Annotated in this window: 17 protein-coding genes and 3 pseudogenes; 11 read left to right on the top strand and 9 right to left on the bottom strand. The window is 71.8% G+C overall.

What is annotated here, in order from left to right; translation table 11 throughout:
* Positions 1-183: 183 nt before the first annotated feature.
* The 3 genes and pseudogenes from WME89_RS38385 to WME89_RS38375 form a co-directional block, all read right to left on the bottom strand.
* On the bottom strand, positions 184-1,575 hold the full coding sequence (locus WME89_RS38385) for a protein kinase domain-containing protein (RefSeq protein ID WP_438004559.1): 1,392 nt from the start codon (positions 1,573-1,575) through the stop codon (positions 184-186).
* Between the two features lie 272 nt (positions 1,576-1,847).
* Positions 1,848-2,042: pseudogene (locus tag WME89_RS38380) on the bottom strand (VOC family protein); the annotation flags it as partial.
* A 699-nt stretch (positions 2,043-2,741) separates the two neighbouring features.
* Complete coding sequence (locus WME89_RS38375; protein WP_438004558.1) at positions 2,742-3,068, bottom strand: hypothetical protein; 327 nt, start codon at positions 3,066-3,068, stop codon at positions 2,742-2,744.
* On the opposite strand from WME89_RS38375, the gene WME89_RS38370 reads away from it, so the two are divergent.
* A complete protein-coding gene (locus tag WME89_RS38370) occupies positions 3,049-3,753 on the top strand; it encodes a hypothetical protein (RefSeq protein ID WP_438004557.1) in 705 nt (234 codons plus the stop codon). The two genes, WME89_RS38375 and WME89_RS38370, sit on opposite strands and share 20 nt — an antisense overlap.
* Before the next feature lie 44 nt (positions 3,754-3,797).
* Here the strand turns inward: WME89_RS38370 and WME89_RS38365 are convergent, their stop codons facing one another.
* A complete protein-coding gene (locus WME89_RS38365; protein WP_438004556.1) occupies positions 3,798-4,205 on the bottom strand; it encodes a hypothetical protein in 408 nt (135 codons plus the stop codon).
* A 43-nt stretch (positions 4,206-4,248) separates the two neighbouring features.
* Positions 4,249-4,752 carry an RNA polymerase sigma factor gene (locus WME89_RS38360; protein WP_438004555.1) on the bottom strand — a complete coding sequence of 168 codons (504 nt, stop codon included), beginning with the start codon at positions 4,750-4,752 and terminating at the stop codon, positions 4,249-4,251.
* 193 nt (positions 4,753-4,945) lie between these two features.
* Here WME89_RS38360 and WME89_RS38355 point away from each other — a divergent pair, with 193 nt between their 5' ends.
* Positions 4,946-5,164, top strand: coding sequence for a hypothetical protein (locus WME89_RS38355; RefSeq protein WP_438004554.1), 219 nt, complete (start codon positions 4,946-4,948; stop codon positions 5,162-5,164).
* Positions 5,165-5,260: 96 nt separating this feature from the next.
* Here WME89_RS38355 and WME89_RS38350 read toward each other — a convergent pair whose 3' ends face one another.
* Together WME89_RS38350 and WME89_RS38345 are read right to left on the bottom strand one after the other, a co-directional pair.
* Positions 5,261-5,836, bottom strand: a complete 576-nt coding sequence (locus WME89_RS38350; RefSeq protein ID WP_438004553.1) for a hypothetical protein — start codon at positions 5,834-5,836, stop codon at positions 5,261-5,263.
* A gap of 1,161 nt (positions 5,837-6,997) precedes the next feature.
* Positions 6,998-8,416 (bottom strand): family 43 glycosylhydrolase, encoded by a 1,419-nt coding sequence (locus WME89_RS38345; RefSeq protein WP_438004552.1) that lies wholly within the window; start codon positions 8,414-8,416, stop codon positions 6,998-7,000.
* Positions 8,417-8,536: 120 nt separating this feature from the next.
* On the opposite strand from WME89_RS38345, the gene WME89_RS38340 reads away from it, so the two are divergent.
* Positions 8,537-9,952 (top strand): sugar porter family MFS transporter, encoded by a 1,416-nt coding sequence (locus WME89_RS38340; RefSeq protein ID WP_438004551.1) that lies wholly within the window; start codon positions 8,537-8,539, stop codon positions 9,950-9,952.
* Between the two features lie 16 nt (positions 9,953-9,968).
* Here WME89_RS38340 and WME89_RS38335 read toward each other — a convergent pair whose 3' ends face one another.
* Complete coding sequence (locus WME89_RS38335) at positions 9,969-10,724, bottom strand: SDR family oxidoreductase (RefSeq protein ID WP_438004550.1); 756 nt, start codon at positions 10,722-10,724, stop codon at positions 9,969-9,971.
* A 110-nt stretch (positions 10,725-10,834) separates the two neighbouring features.
* Here WME89_RS38335 and WME89_RS38330 point away from each other — a divergent pair, with 110 nt between their 5' ends.
* The 8 genes and pseudogenes from WME89_RS38330 to WME89_RS38295 form a co-directional block, all read left to right on the top strand.
* Positions 10,835-11,593 (top strand): helix-turn-helix domain-containing protein, encoded by a 759-nt coding sequence (locus WME89_RS38330; protein WP_438004549.1) that lies wholly within the window; start codon positions 10,835-10,837, stop codon positions 11,591-11,593.
* Between the two features lie 240 nt (positions 11,594-11,833).
* Positions 11,834-12,208, top strand: a pseudogene (locus tag WME89_RS38325) (sigma factor-like helix-turn-helix DNA-binding protein); the annotation flags it as partial.
* Between the two features lie 120 nt (positions 12,209-12,328).
* Positions 12,329-14,536 (top strand): type VI secretion system Vgr family protein, encoded by a 2,208-nt coding sequence (locus tag WME89_RS38320; protein WP_438004548.1) that lies wholly within the window; start codon positions 12,329-12,331, stop codon positions 14,534-14,536.
* Complete coding sequence (locus WME89_RS38315; RefSeq protein ID WP_438004547.1) at positions 14,533-16,689, top strand: type VI secretion system Vgr family protein; 2,157 nt, start codon at positions 14,533-14,535, stop codon at positions 16,687-16,689. Before WME89_RS38320 ends, WME89_RS38315 begins: the two co-directional genes overlap by 4 nt.
* A complete protein-coding gene (locus WME89_RS38310) occupies positions 16,682-17,194 on the top strand; it encodes a hypothetical protein (protein WP_437619686.1) in 513 nt (170 codons plus the stop codon). Before WME89_RS38315 ends, WME89_RS38310 begins: the two co-directional genes overlap by 8 nt.
* Entirely contained in the window at positions 17,191-19,737 is a 2,547-nt protein-coding gene (locus WME89_RS38305) for a type VI secretion system Vgr family protein (protein WP_438004546.1), read from the top strand. The genes WME89_RS38310 and WME89_RS38305 overlap by 4 nt, the downstream gene beginning before the upstream one ends.
* Entirely contained in the window at positions 19,734-22,175 is a 2,442-nt protein-coding gene (locus WME89_RS38300; protein ID WP_438004545.1) for a hypothetical protein, read from the top strand. Before WME89_RS38305 ends, WME89_RS38300 begins: the two co-directional genes overlap by 4 nt.
* Positions 22,117-22,851: pseudogene (locus WME89_RS38295) on the top strand (DUF6531 domain-containing protein); the annotation flags it as partial. The gene WME89_RS38300 and the pseudogene WME89_RS38295, both read left to right, overlap by 59 nt.
* On the opposite strand, the gene WME89_RS38290 reads toward WME89_RS38295, so the two are convergent.
* On the bottom strand, positions 22,782-23,039 hold the full coding sequence (locus WME89_RS38290; RefSeq protein ID WP_438012093.1) for a hypothetical protein: 258 nt from the start codon (positions 23,037-23,039) through the stop codon (positions 22,782-22,784). The pseudogene WME89_RS38295 and the gene WME89_RS38290 sit on opposite strands and share 70 nt — an antisense overlap.
* Positions 23,040-23,114: the final 75 nt, after the last annotated feature.

Genomic DNA, 23,114 nt, shown 5'->3' with positions numbered 1-23,114 from the left:
CCTGTCGACGCGACTGAGCTCCCTCGTTCAGCGGCGGAGCGTTCCATGCGCGCCATCCGTCAGGTCCAGGTCGTCACCGGAGCCAGGACGAACCAGACACGAAGTCGCTCGCCGATCCGCGAAGACGTTTCTGGATCTCTACTGGTCCCCGCCGTCGGCCCGGGGGGAGGACACAGCAACCGCTCAGTGGCGCGTCCTGAGCAGCTCGCCTTCGGTGGGCCCGCTTCGCGCGCCCGTCGCGCGGTTGCCGCGGAGGGGGCGCGCGCTCCGCGGCGCCGGGCGGGGGTCGGCCGGGCGCGCGGCCTGCGCGGAGAGGGGGCGCGGCGCGGCGGCGGGGACGGAGGCCTCCTCGGGCGCGGGGACGGCGGCCCTGACCGCCGCGGCGTCACCCGATCTCGCTGCTGGGCGTGGGCTCGCCTGGGCCGCGACGCGCGCCTGCACGGCGTCAACGATGGACGCGGCGCGCGCGTCGACGCTCGACGCCCGCAGCGCGGCGGGGACCTGGGCCTGCGCCCGCAGCGCGCCGGTCGACAGCACGACGCCCAGCGCCACGACGAGGCCGGCCGCGAGGCCCAGCTTGCCCCGGCGCGCGAGCTCGGGTCGCGCCGGCGCACCCGACGGGCCGACCGCGGCCTTGTAGGCGGCGACCATGGCGTCGATCGAGGGGAACCGCTCCGCCGGATCCAGCGCGAAAGCGCGCGTGAACCAGGCGGAGAGCGCTGGCGGCGCCTCCGGGTACAGCGCCGCCCGCGGCGTTTGCGCGCTGGCCAGGATCGAGGCGAGCACGTCGCTCATGGTGTGTCCGGGGAAGGGCAGCCGGCCCGTGAGCGCCTCGTACGAGACGACCGCGAGCGCCCACATGTCCGAGTGCGGGTTGGTGTCCCCGTCGCATGTGTGCTCCGGGCTCAGGTACGCCGGCGTGCCCAGCACCACGCCGTCGGCGGTCCGGCGGGGGAAGTCGGCTGGCAGGTCCTTCCGGATCCACTTGGCGATGCCGAAGTCCGCGACCTTGGCGCGCACCTCACCGTTGCGCTCCTCCTCGAGCAACACGTTCGTCGGCTTGACGTCGCGGTGCACGATGCCGAGGCCGTGCGCGACCGAGAGTGCCTCTCCGATCTGGCCGAGGAGCGGGGCGAGATCCGCCGGGGATATCGGCCCCCGCTCCTGCATGAGCTGCCTCAGGGACCGACCTCGAACGTAGCCCATGACGAGGTACGGACCCACGTCGGGATCGTCGCCGACGTCGCGGACGGCGACGACGTGGTCCGTCTTCTGCGCCAGCTGCGCCGCGAGCTGCGCCTCGAACCGGAAGCGCTCCAGGGCGGTGCCAGCCTGGCTCTCGCGCTGGACCGTGAGGAGCTTGAGCGCGACGTCGATCCGCAGGGCCCTGTCGTGCGCGAGCCACACCTCGCCCATGGCGCCGCGTCCGATCAGCCGCGAGAGCTTGTACCGCCCGGCGACGAGCTGGTTGCGCCGCGGGTCCGGCGCTACCTCGCCCCGCCCGGCTGCAGAAGAAGCGGGACCGGCGTCGCCAGAGCTGCTGGAGCGCGCGGCAACGACACGCGCGCTGTCCACCCTCTGGAGACTGGCGTCAGATTGTCCACCGGAAGCGGATGCTTGCCACACGAGCGGTACCCTCCGTGCCGTCGCCGTGCCCAGGCTCATTGACGCGCTGATGCGACAACGCTCCTGGATACCGAGACCGGGGCATGTCAGTCACGATACCACCGGGAGGGCGAAAGTGGAATCAGGAACGATGGAGGCGCCTCGCTGGGAAGTCCCCGGATCTGCCATAAGGTGCGCAAGGGTGGCGGATCGGCGCCATGGCGGCGCGCTCGACCAGGCCGGAAGGTGATGTTCATGGCGTCCACCGCCCTGTTCGGCCGGTCCTGGTGGACGACCTCCCTGTTGTTTCCGTCGGGATCGAGCACGAACGCGGCATAGTGGCCAGGGCGGTACGGGCGCTCGCCGGGAGCGCCGCGATCCTTGCCGCCCGCGGCGAGCGCGGCATTGCGGAAGCGCTCGGCCGTCGCGCGGGCCCTTCTGCTGCGCTCCCCCGAACACCCAACGCCGCGACGCGACGCGACGTCGTTCTTTCTCCAAGCGCATACGAGTTTGACTCGCATCGAGATATGTCTGGCTCCGAGAGCGGGTGACCAACGAGCGCGCCGCCATTGAATATTTCCTCGTCCCCCATCGCGAGAGCATCACGCGCCGAGGCAGCGCGCGCCTGTCGGAGCTCGGCGGCGGATGAGCCCAGGGGACTGACGCCGGGATCGCCGGTGTCCGTGCGGGGAGCTTCCGCAAAAAAACATTGACTTCCGGTCCCGCGGCGTCGCCACATGGTCATCTGGATGTTGCAAAGAGTTCGCTGGATTGATAACTTCACGACTCGTGAGACGGATTGGGCGCCAGCGCCCTTGGCTGGGTCGTCGCCCCCCATGTCTCTCGCCTGCTCGAGCGCGGTGGGCGTGGCTGGTAGCAACGACACGTCGGGCTCGGGGGGGCGCAGGGCCGTGGGCTCGACGACGATCGCGCTCCGGCCGGGTCGATCTGGTCATCTCGTCCGGCGTCGAGCAACCGGTGGTGATCGCGGGGCTCACCTCATGCAACGACAGCTCACAGTGCCCCGAGGGCGAGACCTGCCAGAGCGCTTTCACATACCAGTGAGCCTCGCCGCTCCGCGGCGCGGCTGCCCTCCAGCTTAACAAGGAAAAGGAAACGGAGACCATGACACGCACTTATCGCCCCTTGCTGCTGCCTCTCTCCCTCGCGCTGTTCTCGCACGTGGTCGGCTGCTCCGGCTCGGACTCGGATGCGGACGCCTCGAGCGACGGAGCGACCAGCACCTCGTCCACCTCCGGCGGCGGCGGCACCTCGTCATCCGGTGGCGGCACCACCTCGTCCACCTCCGGGGGCGGCACCGCCTCGTCATCCGGTGACGCCGCGTCGTCCACCTCCGGCGGCGACGCCGCGTCGTCCACCTCCGGCGGCGACGCCGCGTCGTCCACCTCCGGCGGCGGGACGACCGAGAGATTCAGCTTCTTCGTGACCAGCCTCGCCGCCATGCGGGAGCTGTCGGGCTCCCAGGACGGATTCGGGGGCGACCTCCGCTTCGGGGAGACGGGGCCGGGCGCCGGTCTCCGCGGCGCGGACAAGATCTGCGCGACGCTCGCCGAGAAGAGCCTCCCGGGCGCAGGAAGCAAGACGTGGCGCGCGTACCTGAGCGCCGTGGCAGGAGAGGACGGCAATCAGGTCGACGCGATCGATCGGATCGGCGAGGGGCCCTGGTACGACCGGCTCGGCCGGCTGGTCGCGAACAACAAGGAGGAGCTGCCCAACACGCGTCCCAGCGGGGCCGACGAGGCGATCATCGACGATCTGCCGAACGAGGACGGCGTCCCCAACCACCAGCCCGATCCCGGCCAGCCCGAGGTCGACAACCACGACACGCTGACGGGCTCCAACGACCAGGGGCGGCTGCAAAGCGCCACGGCGACTTGCAAGGACTGGACGAGCGCGACAGGCGACAGGGCCTCCGGGCAACCGCGACTCGGACACTCGTGGCCGAGGGGCGGCGGCGGCGGCCCGGGCGGGGGCATGAGCGGGGCCCATTGGATATCGTCCCACGATGCGCCGGGGTGCGCGCCGGGCGTCAATATCGTGGACACGGGAGGCCCGCAGCCGGGCTCGAACACCGTCGGCTCCGGCGGCGGCTACGGCGGGATCTACTGCTTCGCCCTGACGCCCTGACGGTCTCCCGCTAGCATCGACGCGGAGCGTTGATTCGAGCGAGGCTATCCCTTCGCTGCACGCACGATAAAGTGAAGCGATCTGCCGACGACGTAGCCAAATGTACACTTCGCGGCGACGGCAACCCAGCCTGCGTCGAACGGACCGCTTTTGCTGGAGGCTCCCAGCGAGTCAGAGAGTACATATCCAGACCACGCGAGAACTGCCGCCCAGATTACGAACGTGATGCTGTCATATATCTGTGAACGCGCCGCTGCGGGTGCTGTCGGGCGCTTGATAAGCTCCGACAGCGCTCGAGCGAAGGGCTCGTGTGCGCCGATGGGCCGCCAATGCTCTTTGCCGACTGGCCTCGCCCTCGTTGTCGGCGACAATCCTTCGCGGATCTTTTCAATGACGGCCGCCTCGGTGAACGGGCCCAGCACCGTTTGCCCTTCCAAGATCTCCCATTCCATGACCACGAGCCTACCGCAGCTGGCACGGAGCCAGCTTGCTGTTTTACGCAGGGCGGATCCAGCGCCGCTTCTCTTCTTCCAGCCGCTCGAGGGCCCGGCGCTGTTGCGTCTTCACCGCTTCCGTCGTGAGGCCCAGCTCGGCGGCGATCTGGGCGAGCGGGATCTCCTCCAGATCGTGCCTGATCAGGAGGTGCCGGGACTTCGGGTCCACCCGTTCGAGCAGGCAGCGCCTGCGCGCGTGCCGCTGCCGCCCACGGAGCAGCTCCTCGGGAGTCGGGAGCTCAGCTCCGATTTCGCTCTGGTCGAACGACGTCAGGACCTCTCCTCGACGGCGCGCCCTGCGCACATGGTCGCGCGCCCGGTTGGCGGCAATCACGATGCGGTAGGCCGCCGGATTCTCACTCAGCGCGATCCGCTGGTCCGCTTCCAGCCCACGGAGCAGCGCGTCTTGCGCGACGTCCTCGGCATGGCGCGCAGGGACTCCCAGACGCCGTGCGATGCGCCGGAAGAGCTCGAAGCAACTGGAGAGGCCCGCTGACTTGTCCACGCCGGTAGCACGTCTGAGCCGCCCCCTCGGGGTCAGCAAAATGCAGGGACATGATCATTTTGGTAAGATATTGTGGGTTGAAATGCTACGCGACGTCCTGATCGCTACAAGCCACAAGATGACCGGCGCTCAAGACGTGCGCCCATTCCGCCAATCGTCCAACATTTCTCGCGCGAAGCGCTGCTCTTTAGCATTGAGGGGTGGTCTGGGAGGGCCCGGCGGCTACGGCGGCCCGGGGCGCGGCGGCGACTCGATCGGCGTCGACTACCTCGATGAGGACCAGCTCACGCTCGAGGGCGTCATCTTCGAGATCGGACCGCCGGGCACGGGCGGCATGAGCTGGAACCACGATGGCACCACGACGGTGGGGCCGAGCGGCGAGAGCCACGAGACGCTTCGCTTTCCCGAATAGCCGCAGCTACGTCGCGAGAGGACGGCGCGGACCTCCACGAACGCTACGCGCGAGCCTCGGGATCCGAGTCCACGAGCCAGCTCGCCAGGAGGCATCTCAGGGCGTGGTTCCGCGAGGTCGCCGGCGCTTCTTCGAAGGCGCGTCAGGCGTGGACGCGACCGGCGGCGCAGCGAGCGTGGACGCGACCTGCGGCGCAGCGAGCGTGGACTCGACCGGAGGCGCGGCGAGGCCGGCCTCCTGAGCGGGCGCTTCGGAGCGGGCGCCGAGCCGGTCAATGAGCGCCCTGAGCGCGGCTTGAACCGCGGCGTCGGCTTCGTGGAACTCGTCGAGTCGACATCGCCAGGTCGAGGAGCGCACGCCCGGCGGTCGTCGCGGGATCGGCTCCCGCGGGTCCGGCCCAGCGCCGAGCGCGGCCCGCGCCTTCGTCCGGCGTGCGAGCGCCTGCTCGAGGACACGCTCCTCGGGACGTTGCCGTGTCGATGGGTAGACGAGGCCGGCGCAGCGGCGGCAGCGCAGGCCCGGCGCATTGAGGTAGAGCACGACTGCCCGCGCGGAGCACCCGGGGCAGCGCGCCCAGAGCCGGAGACCGCCCGAGGCCACGCGGGTCGCCTCGAGCGGCAGGGTGAGCGTCCCGGCCAGCACGAGGCACGCGCCGACAATGTCGAACTCCACGTCGGTGTCGACCTCGCCGCGTCGGGCGGCGCTGGCAAGCGCAGCGACATTGATAGAGGCGATCGCAGTGGTCGTGAGCGTGGGCACGCCGGCAGCGTAGCAGGGTTCGATGGCCGCAGCCGGCGGCGTACGTCAGGGGCTCGGCGCGGAACCTCGTGTCGACACGTCCTGCCCGCGCGCACGCATCGCAGGTCAGCAGACGGCCCACCGCCGGCCTGCGTACGTTGATCGCGCGGGGATCCCGGTGGATACGCTCGAGGAAGGCGGCCGCGGTGGGAGCTCAGTCGACTCTCCAGGTCATCGAGATCGATGCGTTCTTACCTCCGCGACGACGTCTTCGTGCGGGATCCACAGGTGCCGTCAGCAGCAGCCGCCACCGCCTCACGCTCCTCGTCGGTGCTGCGCGCCCTTACCTCCGCGACGACCTCTTCGTGCGGGATCCACAGCCGCGACCGCCTCAAGCTCGGCGTCGGTGCTCTCTCTCCAGGTCATCGAGGTCGGCGCGCTCTTACCTTTGCGACCACCTCTTCGTGCGGGATCGATCCATGGGCCGTCAGCAGCAGCCGCGATCGCCTCACGCTCGTCGTCGGTGCTCTCTCGTCCTCGACCACGGGCATGGGTGCGCGAAGAAACGCCTGCCTTACCAGGTTGTTCTCGGAGACAGCGGGCTCGCGGACGCCGGCGGTGCTGGCTCGTCGAGGGCTCATGGTTCGAGGCTACGACGGGACGTCTGTTGGATCGACGGCGCCAGATACGGCAAATGCACATCGAAGCGCGGATTGGCCCCCTCGACGTAGCCCTTTCTCCCGCTCCCAGCGCTCCTGTGCCGCGACCGCGTAGTCTGCGGCACGGACACCCGAGACGAAGAGCGCCGCGTCCTCGTGGGTCTCCGTCTTGGATCGTGAGCGTTTGTGGCGCGCATGCGTGAGAATGTAAAAAATCGATATCGCTCCACGTCAAGAGGCGATTGTTTCGCGCGACTCAGTTGTCGACTAAATGACGAATCTGGGAGGAAGCGGTTTGCTCGCCTGTCCGCTCCCGACCTGATGATGGCCCCGTACGTGCTCGATCCGTTGCGTGTGCCGGTTGCATGGTGCCGGTCGGCTACGCTTCAGGGGACACGCGGCAGAGCGCACTCACTCTCGCACGTAAGGTAGCTCACTAGACGGACCCGTCCACCGAGACGACGCCGCCCTCGAAGCGGATCGGCGCGGTGAGCAAGGCGCGGAAGGCCTTGTATCCGGCGACGCCCGCCCGGAAGGCGTGCAGGAAGACGTGATGGCGCCCGTCGGCGCCGATGGCCACGGAGGGGTGCCCTGGCCCCCACCATTCCGCGCTGGAGCTCAAGAGCACCTCCGATGACTTGCGGTAAGGGCCCGTGGGCGCGTCCGCCACGGCCGCGCCGATGCCGTAATGGGCGGTCGAGAAGTCGTTGCCAGCGTAGAGCAGGTGATAACGCCCGCCCTCCTGGGTGATCCAGGCGCCCTCGATGAGGTGCGCCTCCCAGGGCTGGTCATTCTCGAGGATGACGGCGGGCTCCCCCTCCAGCCTGCGGCCGTCCGCCGACAGCCGCTGGGCGTGGATGCGCGTCCTGAGCGCCCGCGATATCGCGGCGATGTCCTCCGCCTCCGCGCCGCCCGCCCGCGCCCCGAGGCCCGAAAGTCGCGCCGCGAACCCGGTGAAGTCCGCGGTCGCCGCCTCGATCAGCGGCTGCAGCACGAAGAACTGCTCCATGGGCTCGAGCGTCTCCACCCACGGCCACAACGTCAGCGCCAGGACCGCAGTGCACTGGTCCTCGCCGGCAGCGAAGAGCTCGCTCACCCGGGCGGGCTCCCGGTGGAGCAAGGCCGCCAGTCTGCCGGGCCACACGCCGTTGTCGTCCTTCTTCCAGATCAGCCAGGGCGCGCCCCCAGCGTCCACGAGGATGTGCGCGTCGATCACGTCGCCCGTGACGAGCGGGGCTTCGTCGGCCTTGAACGGGCCATCCGGGCTCCCGGACCGGGCGAGGCCGATCGCCAGCGAGCGGTCCTGCGCGCGGGCCGTGAAGCAGACCCAGTGCTCGTCGCCGACCCGGTGCATCTCCGGCGCCCAGAAGTCCGCCCGGTTCAGGCCGGTCAGCGCCCACGCCGGCGTCTGCCCCTCCGGGAAGACGAATCCGGTGAGCTGCCAGGTGGTCAGGTCGCTGGAGGCGAGGATGGGGAAGGCATTCGGCGCGTCGTTCGAGGTCACCAGCAAGCGCCATTCGCGCTCGCCCACGCGCACAACGCAGGGGTCGCCATAGCCGTAGAGGATCTCCGGCGCGACCGCCTCGGTCAGCAGCGGTCGCAGCGGCGGTCCGCCCTTCCGTGGCGGCGGCGGGGTGCGGGCGAGCGGCACGCGGGTCCCGAGGTCACGCGCCAGCCCCTCGAACAGGTCGAGGTAGTCCGGCTGCTCCGCCCGGGCGAGCTCGTAGCTCCGGGCGTCCCGCCCGGGCTCGGTCACCCGGAAGCGGCGCGGCAGCCGAGGGGCGATGACGACCTCGAAGGCGAACGGCGCGCCGGGCGGCGTTTCCAGGCGCAAGGGCATGGCTTCGGCGTGCATGGGATGGGCTCCATCGTGATGACACGTGACACCATGAGTCTAGACCACGCGCGTGCCGCGTGCGCCTCTGGCGCTCGAGCTGACGAGGCCCGGCGGCATGTTTCGTGGTTCACCGGGGGTATGAGAAAGCCCGTGGCGCAGCAGGGGGACGGACTCGGTGAAAAGCACCTCTCGACGGTACGGGTCTCCCTTATCGCGTCCGTCGCCGCGCTGGGCGGCTTCCTGTTCGGGTTCGACACCGCCGTGATCAACGGCGCCATCAGCGCGCTGGAGAAGAACTTCACAGCGCACGCGGCCGCGGTCGGCCTCTCCGTTTCCTCGGCGCTGCTCGGCGCGGCCGTCGGCGCGGTGCTCGCGGGCAGGCTGGCCGACCGCTACGGCCGGACGCGGACCATGCTGGCGACCTCCCTGCTCTTCGTCGCCAGCGCGGCGGGCTCGGGGGCGGCGATCTCGCCCTGGGACTTCAGCGCGTGGAGGGTGCTCGGCGGCGTGGCCATCGGCGCGGCCAGCGTCGTTGTGCCGGCGTACATCGCGGAGATCGCGCCGGCTCACCTGCGCGGCCGCCTCGGATCGCTCCAGCAGCTCGCGATCGTGCTCGGCATCTTCGTCGCCCTGCTCGGCGATTATGCGATCGCGGTCTCCGCGGGCTCGGCGGCGAACCCGTTCTGGTTCGGGGCCAGCGCCTGGCGATGGATGTTCTGGAGCGCCATCCCACCGGCGGTCCTCTACGGGGTCGGCGCGCTGCTGATCCCCGAGTCCCCGCGCTATCTCGTGGCGAGGGGGCGTGTTCGCGAGGCGCTCGTCGTGCTCCGTGGCTTCATCGGCGGGGCCGCCCAGGCGAGGCTCCTCGACATCCAGAGGACGCTCTCGTCCGAGCACCGGCCCAGGCTCGCGGACCTGCGCGGGCGCTTTGGATTGCTGCCGATCGTCTGGATCGGCATCGGCCTCTCGACGTTCCAGCAGCTCGTGGGCATCAACGTCATCTTTTACTACTCGAGCGTCCTCTGGCAGGCGGTCGGGTTCTCCGAGCGGAGCTCCCTCGTCATCACGGTCATCACCGGCGTCACGAACATCGTGACCACGCTTGTCGCCATCGCGACCGTCGACCGCATCGGGCGCAAGCCGCTGCTCGTCGCGGGATCGATCGGCATGGCGCTGACGCTCGGCACGATGGCGGCCGTGTTCGGGACGGCGGGCGTGGACGCCTCGGGCAGCCCCGTTCTCGAGGGTGCTGCTAGCCTTGTCGCGCTGCTCTCGGCCAACCTCTATGTTTTCTTCTTCGGAGCTTCCTGGGGCCCGGTGACGTGGGTGCTGCTCGGGGAGATGTTCGAGAACCGGATCCGCGCCCTCGCGCTCTCGATCGCGGCCGCCGCGCAATGGCTCGCGAACTTCCTCGTGAGCGCGACGTTCCCCGCGCTCAAGATGGCCGGCCTGGGCATCGCGTATGGGCTCTACACCGCCGCCGCGGCAGCCTCGCTGGTGTTCGTCATCGCCTTCATCCCCGAGACGAAGGGCAAGGAGCTCGAGGAGATGTGATGTGCGCCATCTCTCCTCACCAGGGGACCGGGCCTGCGTCGTCCGAGAAGGTGCCAGTCGGTCCGTCGGCGCCGAGCAGCGCGAGCCGCACCGGTTCGCGCGCGCCTTCGGCGACGGTGCGCGTTCCGCTTCGGTTGTTGAGATCGGTCGCGACGTAGCCGGGGCACACCGCGTTGACCTTGATCGCGGTGCCGGCGAGCTCCTGCGCGAACGCGATCGTCACCGCGTTGAGCGCGCTCTTCGACGGGCTGTACGCGACGCCGCCGACGCCGCGGTGCGGAGTGGCGGGATCGCTGATCCAGGTCATCGAGCCGAGGCGACTCGACACGTTGACGATCCGCCCGGCCGGCGCCTCGCGGAGGAGCGACAGCATCGCCTGGGTCACGGCGATGACGCCGAACACGTTGGTCTCGAACACGGCGCGGACGTCGGCGAGCGAGGCCACGCTCGGCCTCCCACTCTGGGCGATCTCGTCGATCGTGGCCCCGCTCTGCGCTGCGCCTCTGGCGATGCCAGCGTTGTTGACGAGGACGTCGAGCCGGCCGAGCTCGCGACGGATCCGCGCTGCGGCGGCGGCGATCGAGTCGGCGTTCGTGACGTCGAGCGCGATCGCGCGAGCATCGCCGGTGATCTGCTTCGCCGCGGCCTCGCCGCGCGCGAGGTCGCGCGCGCCGACGAGCACGGTGTGGCCGCGCGCCGCGAGCTCCTTCGCGATCGCGTGGCCGATACCTTTGTTGGCCCCGGTGACCAGGGCGACGGGTTTGTCTTGCATGTCCCCCTGGATAGGGATCTCCGCGGGCGCTGCCTTGGCGATTCTTGGCCGGTCGAGAGGGGGCCAAGAATGCCCAAGCCGAGGGGGCGCGTCGGTCATAGGATGGAGGCGTGGCGACCCGTGCCGACCTCCTTGCTGTCCCGGTGCCCGGCGTGCGCGTTACGCGCTGGTCGACCGACGAGCTCTACGCCAGCATGAAGGAACTGTACGCGATCGCTCGCATCGAGGTTGGGCGTTCGGAGTGGTGGAGCCGCGGAAAGGTGTGGAGTTGCGGCCCGGGCTCGTTGCAGATCCTGCAACCCGGCGACGTGCACCGCGACATCTCGCGCGACGGCCCGGGCACGGGCCAGTGCGTCGCGTTCTCGGCGGATATGGTCGAGCGCGTGATCGGCAAGGTCTGCGTCCATCCAGTGCTCGCCGCCGGTGACGAGCGGGGCGCGGCGTTCCACCGCCTGCATCACGCGGTGCGCGCGGGCGCCGATCGTCTCGTGCTCGAGGTCGCGGTCGCCGAGGCGATCGACGCGCTCGCGGCGGTTGGTGACGCGCAGCGCGAGCACACGCGACCGGTGCGCCGCGCGATCGAGCTCCTGCGAGAGCAGCTCGCCGAGCCGGTGACGCTCGACGACCTCGCTGCGCACGCCGGCCTCGAAAAGTTCCACCTGTGCCGCGCGTTTCGCGCGCAGGTCGGCATGTCTCCGTACGCGTACCTGACGCGGCTGCGGATCATGCGCGCGAAGGAGATGCTCGCCGCCGGCGTGAGGCCGCGCGACGTCGCCCCGCAGGTCGGCCTCTACGACCAGAGCCAGCTCAACCGGCACTTCCGGCGCATCGTCGGCACGACGCCAGGCCAGTACGCGCGCGGCGCCTAGAGCGGGGCTGTATCAAGCTTGCAAGCTTGGCTGAGCGCCGGGCTGGAGGGCACCCCGACCCACATTGGCTCTCGTTCGCGAGTCAACATCGATCCGTGCGACGCGGAGCCCCTTGGCGAGGGATTGTCGGAGAGCCATTGTCGCGTCGCGCTGCCGAAGTAGCAGCACGCGCGCGCGAGCGAGCGGCAGAGCGAGCTCGCGGACAGGTCGACAGGCTCCGTCTTCGACGAGCAGACACACACGCTCCAGGAGATCGGTGACATGTTGTCCCTGAGCCCAGAGCGCATCCGGCAGATCGAGGAGAGCGCGCTGAAGATGCTCCGGGCGCTCTCGCAGCGGCAGGCGATCGAGGGCTGCTGGGGAGCTGAGGCCTTCTCCGCTAGGTCGGGAGCGAGGGACTCGACGCCGGTCCTCAGGGATCGGTCTCCGGGTCGTCGCTGTCGCGCCGCCCCCAACCGCGAGCCCACGACGGCGTTCGACCAAGGGGGTCGGCTCTCGCCCGCGTGCCTGCCGCGCGCCGGAGGACGCCGGCGCGCGGCAGCGGCCGGCAGGCTGGCGGGCGGAGGGGGAGCGGACCCAGCTGCGGATGCTGCGCAGGTTCGCGTTACCGCATAGACTGGCCGCCCGGGCCAGGCAGGCCGGGAAGGGTCTCACGATGCTCGCGCACACGCGCCGATCCCAGGAAGACGACGGCCGCATCCCTCACGCAGCCCGGGCGCGCCGGAGCCGCGCGTCGTGAACGACATCGACGTCCGGCTCGCCTGCGAGCCGCTCGGAGACTGCATCGTGCTGGAGCTCCTCGGGCGGGAGGCGATGGATGCGCTCTCGTCCTGGGAAGTGGTCGTCGCCATCCCCGGAGAGGTGGATCTCGCCGCGTTGCTCCGCGCCCCGGCCACGCTCGCGATCGTCGATCCGGCCGAGGGTACGGCGCGGCTCGTCCGCTTGCTCGTGATCGAGGCCAGCTTCGATCTGCGGCACGGCCGGGACCGCGTCTGCGCGCTTCGCCTCTCGGATCCTCCGTGGCTCCTCACGAGGCGCGGCGGGTACCGCGTCTTCCTCGAGAAGACCACCGAGCAGATCATCACCGAGGTGCTGACGGGCGCTGGCATCCCCGCGGCGGCCATCGAGCCCCGGCTCGCGGGCGCCTACCCGCTGCGGCCCCAGTGCGTCCAGTACGCCGAGGCGGAGTGGGCGTTCGTCGAGCGCCTCCTCGCCGACGAGGGGATCTCGTACTGGTTCGAGACCACGGCCAAGGGTGAGCACCTCATCCTCTTCGGCGATGGCACGGGCTCACACGACGGAATCGAGGGCGGCGCGACCCTCCCCTACGCCGGGCCCACCGGGACAGAGCTCATCGCACGCGCGCTCTTCTCGCTCGAGTGGGAGGAGCGGGTCGTGACCGATCAGGTGACCGTGCGGGACTTCGACGTGCGGCACCCGGGCGTCTACGTCGACGGCCACGCCGGCGAGGGGGAGATCGGCTGGCTCGAGTACCCGGCCGGCGTCACCACGCTCGAGGCCGCCAAGGCGCGGGCCGAGCGGCGCCTCGAGCAGCTCCAGCGGGACAGGGTCACCGTGACCGGGGAGAGCGACTGCGCGCGCCTCATGCCGGGGCGTATCGTCGAGATCGCGGGCGCGGAGGCGGAGCTCTTCGAGCAGCGAATGCTCATCACCGAGGTCTCGCACCGCTTCGCCCGGCCGCTCCCGGACGGCGGCCGGGCAGCGCCTTACGGCAACCGGATCACGCTCAGGCCCACGAAGTCGTCGGACAGCGGCGATCACCCGCCCTATCGGCCCGCGCTCCGCCCGGCGCCCGCGGTGGAGCACCTCGACAGCGCGGTGATCACCGGCCCCCCAGGCGAGGAGATCCACGTCGATGATCTCGGCCGGGCCAAGGTGCGCTTTCTCTGGGATCGCGCCGGCATCCAGGACGATCGCTCCTCGCACTGGACCCGCTGCCTCCAGCTTCCGCTCGGCGCTTCGATGTTCCTTCCCCGCGTCGGCTGGGAGGTCACGGTCGGATACCTCGACGGCTCGCCCGATCGACCGTTCGTCCTCGGCCGCGTCTACAACGCGACCGCCGTCGCGCCGTACCCGCTCCCCGCGGCGTCGGCGACGACCTCGTTCCAGTCCTGGACCACGCCGAAGAGCGGGATGACCCAGGAGATCAAGATGGTCGACGATGCAGGACGACAGGAGTTCTTCGTCCACGCCTCGAGGGACCTCTCGGTCAAGGTCGGCGACTCGGCGACGACCCAGGTCGACGGAGACGAAGAGCACCTCGTCGGACTATCGCTCACGAGCGAGGTGCTCGGCAGCCACATCGCCGGAATCGCGGCGATGCAGACGGTCGACGTGGGGCAGGAGATGCTCCTCTCCGTCGAGGGGTCGAACCGGGAGCTCATCGCCGGGGCGGAGCTGGTCAATGTGACCGGCAACCGCGCCGTGCTGGCCGACAGCGCGTGCGTCGAGGTGATCGGCGCTCAATATACGCTGCTCTGCAACCAGTCGAACACCCACACGACCGGCGCCTGCACCCGCGTGGTGCTCGGGACCACGTCGCTCACGGGCGGCCTCGGCGTCACCGAGTCGGTGGCGGCGGCGCGCACCTATGTTTGCCGTGGCTCGCGGACGATCACCTGCGGCGGATATGCCGAGTCGGTCCTCGGCGGTAAGCGGAGCAAGGCAGGCGCGGTGAACGAGCGGGCCGCGGGCAACGCCGGCGTCAACGCGTCGAGCGGCTCGATCACGGCCGGGACCGTGGCGATCCACGCCGGCGGGAAGGTCTCGATCAGCGCGCCCGTCGTGACCATCGACGTCACCGGGAGCATCGAGGCGGGCACGCTGAACCTGGGCGGCGGCAAGCTCAAGACGGCCGGGAGCATGACCGAGGTGAGCGGCGGCACGACCACGAGATCCAGCGGAGGGAAGGTGGGCGGTTGAGCGACCGGAGCATCGTCCTTGAAATCCCCGGCGTGAGCGCCGAGGTGCGCGTTCATTCGTGCGAGATCGAGGAGCGCGTGGGCGCCCCGACGGTGGCCCATGCGCGCTGCGCGGCCTTCGTCGGCGGCGCGCCCGCCGAGCTCACGTCGCTCGATCTGATCGGCCGCGCCGCGACCCTCTCCCTGCACTTCCACGACGTCGCGCGGCGCTTCGAGCTCGCGGTCGAGGCCGTCGAGGAGCGCGCCGGCCACGCGCGCGTGACCCTCGCCTCGCCCGTGGCGCGGCTCGACGACACGCGCGACTACCGGGTCTTCGTGGACGAGAGCGCCACCGAGATCGCGGCGCGGGTCCTCGGCGAGCATGGTGTCCGCCTCGATCTCCGCGCCCGCCGCGCGGCGGCGAAGCGACCCCACTGCGCCCAGGTGTTCGAGAGCGATCTCGCCTTCTGCGCCCGCCTCCTCGCCGACGAGGGGATGAGCTGGTTCCCCGACGACGAGGATCCCACGCTCCTCCACGTCGCCGACGCGCCCGAGACCTTCCTCGACACGGGCGTCGCGGTTCCGTGGCACGACGAGGCGGGCCTCCTGCTCGGGCGGGCCGTGCACGCCGCCCGGCTCCGGAGGCGGGTGACGGTCGAGAAGATCGCGCTCAAGGACCACGATTTCACGCGGCCGATGCTCGATCTGAGCGGCGCCTCGGGGGACGGCGCGCTCGAGTGGTACGAGCACCCGGGCGGCTTCCGCGATCCGGACGCGGGGAGCGAGCTCGCCGCGATCCGCCTCGCCGAGCGGAACGCCGAGGCGACCGTCCTCGAGGGCGAGGCCACCGAGCCGGAGCTCCGTGCCGGCGGCGTCTTCGAGGTGACGAGCGCGCCCGAGGAGCTCGGGGAGGCGCGCTGGCTCCTGCTCTCGGTCGTGCATGAGGCGAAGGCACAGGGCGGTCCGGCGGAGCTCCTCTACGTCGCGCGCTTCCGGGCCGTCCCCGCGCGCAGCGGCTTCCGGCCGGCGCGCGCCTCGGCCGCCCCCCGCGGCGGCGCCGGCACCGCGGTGGTCACCGGCTCGCCGGGCGAGGAGATCGCCCTCGACGAGCACGGCCGCACCCGGCTCCTGCTCCGCTGGGATCGCCGCGGCAGCCCCGACGCCCGGAGCTCCGGGTTCGCCCGCGTCGCTCAGCCCCAGCTCTCGGGGGCGATCTTCAACCCCCGGGTCGGCTGGGAGCAGCTCGTCGGGTTCGGCGATCAGGGCGGAGAGATCCCGGTGATCCTCGGCCGGATGTACAACGCCGTCCAGGCGCCGCCCGCCTCGCTGCCCGCGAAGCAGGTCGAGACCCACTTCGGCACGGCGACCACTCCGGGCGGCTCGAGCGGCAATGGCCTCCGGATCAGCGACGCCGCCGGGCAGGAGGGCTTCGCGATCCAGGCCTCGGGCGACTACAAGGAGCAGACCGAGAACGACAAGGTCGTCGAGATAGCCGCGAGCTACACGCTCACCATCGCCGGCGAGCGGAAGGTCGTCGTCAAGGAGCGGGTCGTCGAGAAGGTCGACGGCGAGCAGTCGATCAAGGTCGGCGGCCTCCGCAAGGTGACCGTCGACTCGAACTACGGGCTCCACGCGGCCTCCGAGACGGTCGCGGTGGGCGCCGCCCGGGTCATCCGCGCGGGGGGCGACTACATCACGAGGACGCCGACGTTCGTCCGGGTGGTGGGCGGAGCGAAGCAGGAGATCGGCATCGAGCACCAGAGCGTCTTCACCGAGGGGATATCGACGCTGCTCGTCGGCGGCTCGGTGAACACCACCGGGGGTCTGTCGGAGTCGGTGGGCGTCGCCGGCGCGGCCGTGATCAAGGTCTCGGGCGCGCAGACCATCGCCGCGGGCTCCTATGGCCTCACCGTGCGGGGGCTCTACGCCGAGAGCTACGCCTCGCGCAGCGCCACGGCAGCGGGCAACGTCGCGGAGAGCTTCGGCAAAGTCACCTACGCGTCGAAGGGCGCCGCCAGCATCACCGGCTCCGAGGTCGCGATCCAGGCGATCGCGAAGCTCACGATCAAGGCGCAGGGCGTGACGGTCACCATGACGCCCGCGTCGATCACCGTCTCCGGCGACTACGAGAGCTGGACGTCGAGCATGGAGGAAGGGACTCACTACTATGGCTAGATCGCGCACGGTCCAGCAATCGGCCGCCCGCCCCGCCCGGGGCAGGGCAGCGCCCCTCGGCCCGGGGCTCCACCCCGGCGTCGTGGAGATGGCCGTCGCGCGCGGCGACGGCGAGCCGCGCCCCGCGTACCAGGTGCGCACGAGCGGCGGCCGCCGGCTCCTCGCGGCGCTCGACCCCGGGGTCTCGCCCGCGTTCATGGACGAGTGCATGCGCGAGGGCCGCACCGTGGTGCTCGCGGACGCGCCCGGCGGTGTCGGCGGCGCCAGCGTCGCCATCCTGGGCGCGCTGCAGACCGCCTCGGCTCCGGCGCCCGACGCGCACGGCACGCTCGCGCTCGAGGGGCGCCACGTCCGGGTGCGCGCCAGAGAAACGCTGGAGCTCGAGGTGCCCGGGTCGAGCCTCCGGATCGAGCCCGGCGGCGCGGTGCGGCTCGAGGGCGACCGGCTGGTGATCGACATGGCGGCGCTCGTGCGGATCTTCTCGGCGCGGGTGGAGCTGCCGTGAGCGGCGTCGCGCTGACAGTGGAGGGCGCCTTCGACCTCGTGCCAGCGCGCCTCGGCGGCGTGGAGCGGCTCGGCGAGGCCTCCGTCCTGGAGCTCGATCTGCACGGCCCGAAGGACGCGCCTGTCGCCCCCGGCGCCGTGCTCCGCAAGGCGGGCCGGGTCGTCCTCGACGCCCCCGGCGGGACCCGGGTGATCGTCGGCGTCGTCACCCGCTTCGTCGTGATCGCGAGCGATCACGAGCACCGCCGCGCCTACCGCATGACGCTCGCGTCACGCTTCGCCCTGCTCGCGCTCACCCGGAGGGCGCGCACCTTCCAGGAGCTCACGGCGCCGGAGATCGTCGAGCAGGTCGCGCGCGGGGGCGGCTACACGACCGTGCGCAAGAACCTCCGCGCTTCGTACCCCAGGCATCCCTTCGTGGTGCAGTATCAGGAGAGCGACGCCGCCTTCGTCCGGCGCGTCTGCGAAGAGCACGGGCTCTACTTCCGCTTCGAGCCGAACGGCGACGGCAACGACGAGATCTTCGTCCTCGAGGACGACTCCACCGCGGCCGAGGACGCAACCCCGGACGGCATCTCGCTCGTCTCCCGCAGCACCCTGGACGAGCCCCGGCTGGTCGCGGTGGACGCGGCGCGGCGGCTCCGACGCGCGGTCGGCAAGGTCACCCTCCGCGACTACAACCCCGACCGGCCGCAGCTATCGCTCGAGGGCAAAGCTTCAGGCGGGATCGAGGCCGAGCAGGAGGTCGAGGTGTACGAGGCGCCCGGCGGCTTCACCTCCCCGGCGGAGGGCGAGGCGCGGGCGCGGATGCGGCTCGAGTCGCTGCGGGCCGACGCCGCGCGCGTCTCGTTCGACACGAACGCGCTCGTCCTCGCGCCCGGCGGCGGCTGCCGCCTCATCGAGCCATCGGACGGCCATGGCGTCGTCCGGATCGCGGGCGAGCACGTCGTGACGGCGATCCAGCTCCGCTGGGAGGCCGGGGAGGGCGTCTTCCGGGCCAGCGTGGACGCGATCCCGCGGCGCGTGCCCTTCCGCCTCCCGAGGATCACGCCGAGACCGCGCATCCCCGGGGTGCAGTCGGCCTGGGTCACCGGCGAGCGCGGGCGGGAGATTCACCCCGACGCGCTCGGCCGAGTCCACGTCCGCTTCCACTGGGACCTGCACGGCGAGACCGACCATCGGAGCAGCCTCCCGGTGCGGGTGGTACAGCCGCAGGCTCCAGGAGGCATGGTGGTGCCGCGCGCGGGCTGGGAGGTCTTCATGATGTTCGAGGACGGCAACCCCGATCGCCCCATCGTGCTCGGCCGCTCGTACAACCAGATGCAGCCGCCGCCGCTCCCCCTGCCCGCGAACAAGACGGTGACCTCGATCGCGACCGACAGCTCGCCGGGCGCGGGCGCGCGGACGGTGATCCAGATGGACGACGCCGCGGGCCGCGAGCACCTGCTCATCCACGCGCCGTTCGCCAAGGACACCTCGGTCACCCGCAATCACGCGGTGCAGACGCTCAAGAACGAGAACCTCCAGATCGGCGCGACGCTGAAGGCCGACATCGGCGGCAACGAATCGACCTCGGTGCACCTCGGCTACATGGGCAGCTACGGCTCCCGCAGCGTCACGGTGGGCGCGGCGCAGTACCAGAGCGCGGGCGGCAACTTCGTGAGCCAGGTCGGCAGCGAGACGGACGTGGTGCTCGGGGTGCTGGCGGAGCAGGTCGGCAACCCCGTGAAAGGCGCCGCGAACCTCGCGGTCTCCGCCGTGCTCTCGAAGATCGGGACGAAGGGCGTCGCCGGGCAGATCGCGGCGGCCACGCTCGGCGCCGCCCGCGCCGCCCACGAGGGATACCAGGCCAGGGGCGTGGATGGCGCGCTCGCCGCGGCCAGGGACAGCGCGATGGGGAGCGCCACGGCGCTCCTGCCCGGAGGCGACGCGATCATGGCGGCGGTGAAGGGCTCGTCGCGGCCGATGCCCTGGGATCACGGCCGCCCCGATCAGGGCACGGCGGCGCCCGGCGGGGGCGGCGCGGGCGCGGGCGGCGCCGGGGGCGGCGCCGCGGGCCCGGGTCCCGGCCACCGCAGCATCGCCGCGCTCTCCTCGTACACCGAGGCGGTCGGCGCGGCCTACGCGGTGATGACCCCGGGCCCTGTCTCGTGGGTCACCGTCGGCCCGGCGGCGACCTTCATCAACGGGAGCCACACGAGCAAGGCCGCGAAGGCGGGGCTGCGGGTCGGCGGCGGCCTCGGCGAGTGGCTCGGTTCGTTGAACATCAACAGCGCGGGCGTCATCGGCCGGAACGTCACCGGGATCATGAGCTCGGACGTGAAGGGCGCGCTCCGCGTCAACGCGGGGGGCACGTACACGCTCACCGCGAAGACCGCGCTCACCCTCAAGGTGCAGGGCAACCTCCAGATCGGGGGCAGCCCGATCACCTTCAGGTGCGGCGCCTCCGAGCTCACGGCCACGCCGGGCGGCGTGAAGATCAAGTCCCCCTCCATCACGATCACCGGAAGCTCGAACCAGTCGGGCTCGCTCACGCACCGATGACGCTCTCGGTCCTCGGCCTTGGCCTGATCTCGCCCGCTGGCGCCTCGGCGCGTGATCACGTCTTCTTTCTGCGCGCCGGGGCGCCGCCGCCCCCGCCCTCGCCTTTCCTCGGCCCCGACGGCCGCCGGATCGACGCCCGCCACTGCCCGTGGATGAAGCCCCGGAACGCCGACGCGGACCGTCTCCTCGCCCTCGCGCGGAGCGCCGCCGCCGAGGCCCTCGCCGCGCTGCCCAGGGGCGCCGCCGCCGCGGTCCCGCTCTTCCTCGTGACCCCCGCGCCACGCCCGGGCCTGCCCGAGGAGGCGCTCGCCGGGCTGGCCCGGGGCCTCGCCCCCTCGGCGCAGCGCTTCACGGGGGCGGCCGGCGCCTTCGCCGCGCTGGCTCAGATCGCAGAGCGCTTCGCGAGCCGCACGATCGGGGCCGCGCTCCTCGTCGGCGTCGACTCCTTCGCCGGCCTCGACGCGCTCGCCGAGCGGCAGGAGCGGCCCCCGAGCCCCTGGCTGCTCGCGCCGCCGCCGCCCTCCGAGGGCGCGGGCGCGGTCCTCCTCGCCTCCCCGGAGCAAGCCTCGCGCTTCGGCCTCGCGGTCCTCGGCGAGATCGTCGCGAGCCGGTGCGCGCCCGGGCGCGCGACCGACGAGGACGACGAGCCCGTCGACGCCGCGGCGATGACCGCGCTCTTCCAGGGCCTGCCCGCATCGAGGCCGGTCCAGGCCGTCTTCGGCCAGGGCCGCGTCGACGCGCTCCGCTGCCGCGAGTGGGAATGGACCGCGGCGCGCTCGGCCGATCGCCTCGCCTCGAGCTACTTCGGCCCCTGCCTCGAGGCGGAGGTCGGCGCGCTCGGCGCGGCGGCGGGCGCGATGAACCTCGCCTATGCCTTCGCGTCCTTCCGCCACGGCGCCGCGCCCCCCGACGCCGCCTCGTGCTTCGTGGCCTGGGCCATCTCCCGTGACGGCACCCGCGGCATCGCGCTCGGCTGCGCGCCTCCTCCGCCAGCAGACACGACCGCGGACGGAGCCCCGGTGCTGCGGCCGCTCGCCGTCGAGGTGACCGCGCGGCGCGTGGAGCGCGACCCCTTCGTCCCGCCGCCGGAGCCGCCCGAGGAGGAGACGGACGACGAAGCGTGGCGCGACGAGGACGGCGCCGGGACGGAGGCAGCGGCGCCCGTGGCGGCGGCGAACGACGTGGATCCGCTGCTCCCGGCGCTGCCACGCGAGATCGCCCCCGCGGAGCCGGTGCGGCTCGACCCCGAGCGCTCGATCGAGCTCGCGCTGCCCGACTTCTACGCCTCCGTCGTGGCCCACTGCGGGGAGCTCACCGCCGCGCTCGCCCGCGATCGCCTCGAGGCCCCGCGCGCGTGGCTCCCGTCGACCGAAGCGCGGCTGCTCTGCCAGATCGACGCGATCGTCGCTGCGGGCCCGCGCGCGGTCATCGAGCTCGCCGCCTTCTGGGAGCGCTCGATCGACGACCCCTGGAGGTCATCCGCGGCCGCGCTCGCGCTCGCGGCGTTCGCGGGCGACGACGCCCTCGCCGCGATCCACCGCGCCGTGCACCTCCTGCCGCATGACGCCGAGGACCACGCGATCACTGTCGCCGAGGCCCTCGCGCACGCGGATCACCCCGGCATCGAGGACCTCACGCGCGCGCTCTCCGCGTCGGCGCACCCGATCGCCCGGGCCATCGGCGTGACGCTGCTCTCCTCGCGCGGCGAGATCCCGCTCGCCGCGCTCGGCGTCGCGCTCGACGACGACCACGACGCGGTGGTGCGCGCCGCGATCTGGGCCTGCGAGCGCCTGCCTGTCGCGCAGCGCGCCCGCTTCACGGAGCAGCTCTGGGATCGCTGCCGCGCAGCCTCCCCGGCGGTGGTCTGGTCGGCTGCGCGCGTGCTCGCGATCGGGGGCGAGCCCGATCTCCACCGCGACGACGCCCTCTGCGCGCGCCTCGGCCCGCGCGCGGCGGAGCTGTTCGTGCTCGCCGGCGGCCCCGCCGACTGGCCGCGCCTCGAGGCCCTGCTGGGCCGCCACCGGCCCACACGCGCGTCCCTCTCCGCCGTGGGGCGGCTCGGCTGCCCCGCGTCTTCCGACTGGCTGGTCCGGCACCTCGACGAAGAGCTCGCCGACGACGCCGCGGAGGCGCTGCGCACGCTCCTCGGCCCGCTCGTCCCGGCGGCGCGGGCGTTGGACGCTGGCGCCTGGCGGGAGGCGCTCGCGGCGCAGCCCCTCGACCCGAGGGCGCGCTACAGGCGGGGCCGTCTCTTCTCGCCCGCGGTGGTGGCGGACGAGTGTGCCTCGGGCGAGCTCTCGCGCCTCGCCCTGGAGCAGCGCCTCGACGAGCTGCGCGCCCGCCTTCGCCTGCCCGAGTTCGTCGACGTGAGCGGCCCCCATGCGCGGGCCGAGGCGAACCTCACGACGTTCCTTGCCCTCGCGCGGAGCCGGGGCTGAGCGCCGCGCGCGCCCCAGAGACGAGAGAGACACCGTGGCGACGATCAACCTCAAGGCCATCGCGACGACGCAGAGCAATCATTTCTGTCCTGGCCCCGTGCCGGCCGTCAGCATGTCGCCACCGACGCCTCCGGCCGGTCCGGTGCCGGCCCCGTACTTGTATATGGCGTACTCACGGAGCGCGACGGACACTGTCGACCGCCTCCTGGTAGCGGGCGCGCCGGTGCTGGTGAACGGCAGCTCGATGACGATCGAGCCGCCGGGCAACGCCCCTTCCCAGACGACTGGCGGCGACATCCTGACGCACGCCGTGAACGATGCGTGCGACGTCTTCACCGCGTCGACCAAGGTGATGGCCGGCGGCCGTGGCGTCGCGTGCACCGGCGACCAGGTGCACCTCAACACCAATGCGGCGGCCGTGAAAGCCATCTCCCAGATCAGCGGGGTGCTCCTGATGGCGACCATGATCCGGGCCGCCGCGCACGATGGCAGCACCGTGAACGTGATGGTGACGCTCGATCCGATCTCGGTCGCGTCCGGCGCCATGATCGACGAGAACCTGGATCTCTCGGTCCCGGGGCTCATCCCGATCGACTGGAAGCGCCTCTACAGCTCCGCGCGCAGCCGCGAGCACACCCCGCTCGGGCGCGGCGGCTGGACGCACGCGTACCACCAGTGGATCGACGTCGACGGCGACGTGCTGCGCCTCCGCGACGAGGACGGCGCGACGATCACGGTGCGCGACGCGAAGCCGCGCGAGCCGGCCTTCCACCGCGGCAGACGCCTCGTCGTGACCCGCGACCTCCGCGGCGGCGCCACCGTCTTCTCCCTCGACACGCGCCGCACGCGGACGTTCTTGCCCACCGGCGGAGGACGCGCCTATCTACGCGAAATTTCTAATGAATCCGGTCACAAGGTCGTCCTGGAGTACGAGGCGGA

The sequence above is a fragment of the Sorangium sp. So ce321 genome (assembly GCF_051530195.1).
In the GTDB taxonomy this organism is placed as follows: Bacteria; Myxococcota_A; Polyangia; order Polyangiales; family Polyangiaceae; genus Sorangium.
Note: the sequence above shows the minus strand (reverse complement) of the source record. Positions and strands in the feature narration are given on the sequence as shown.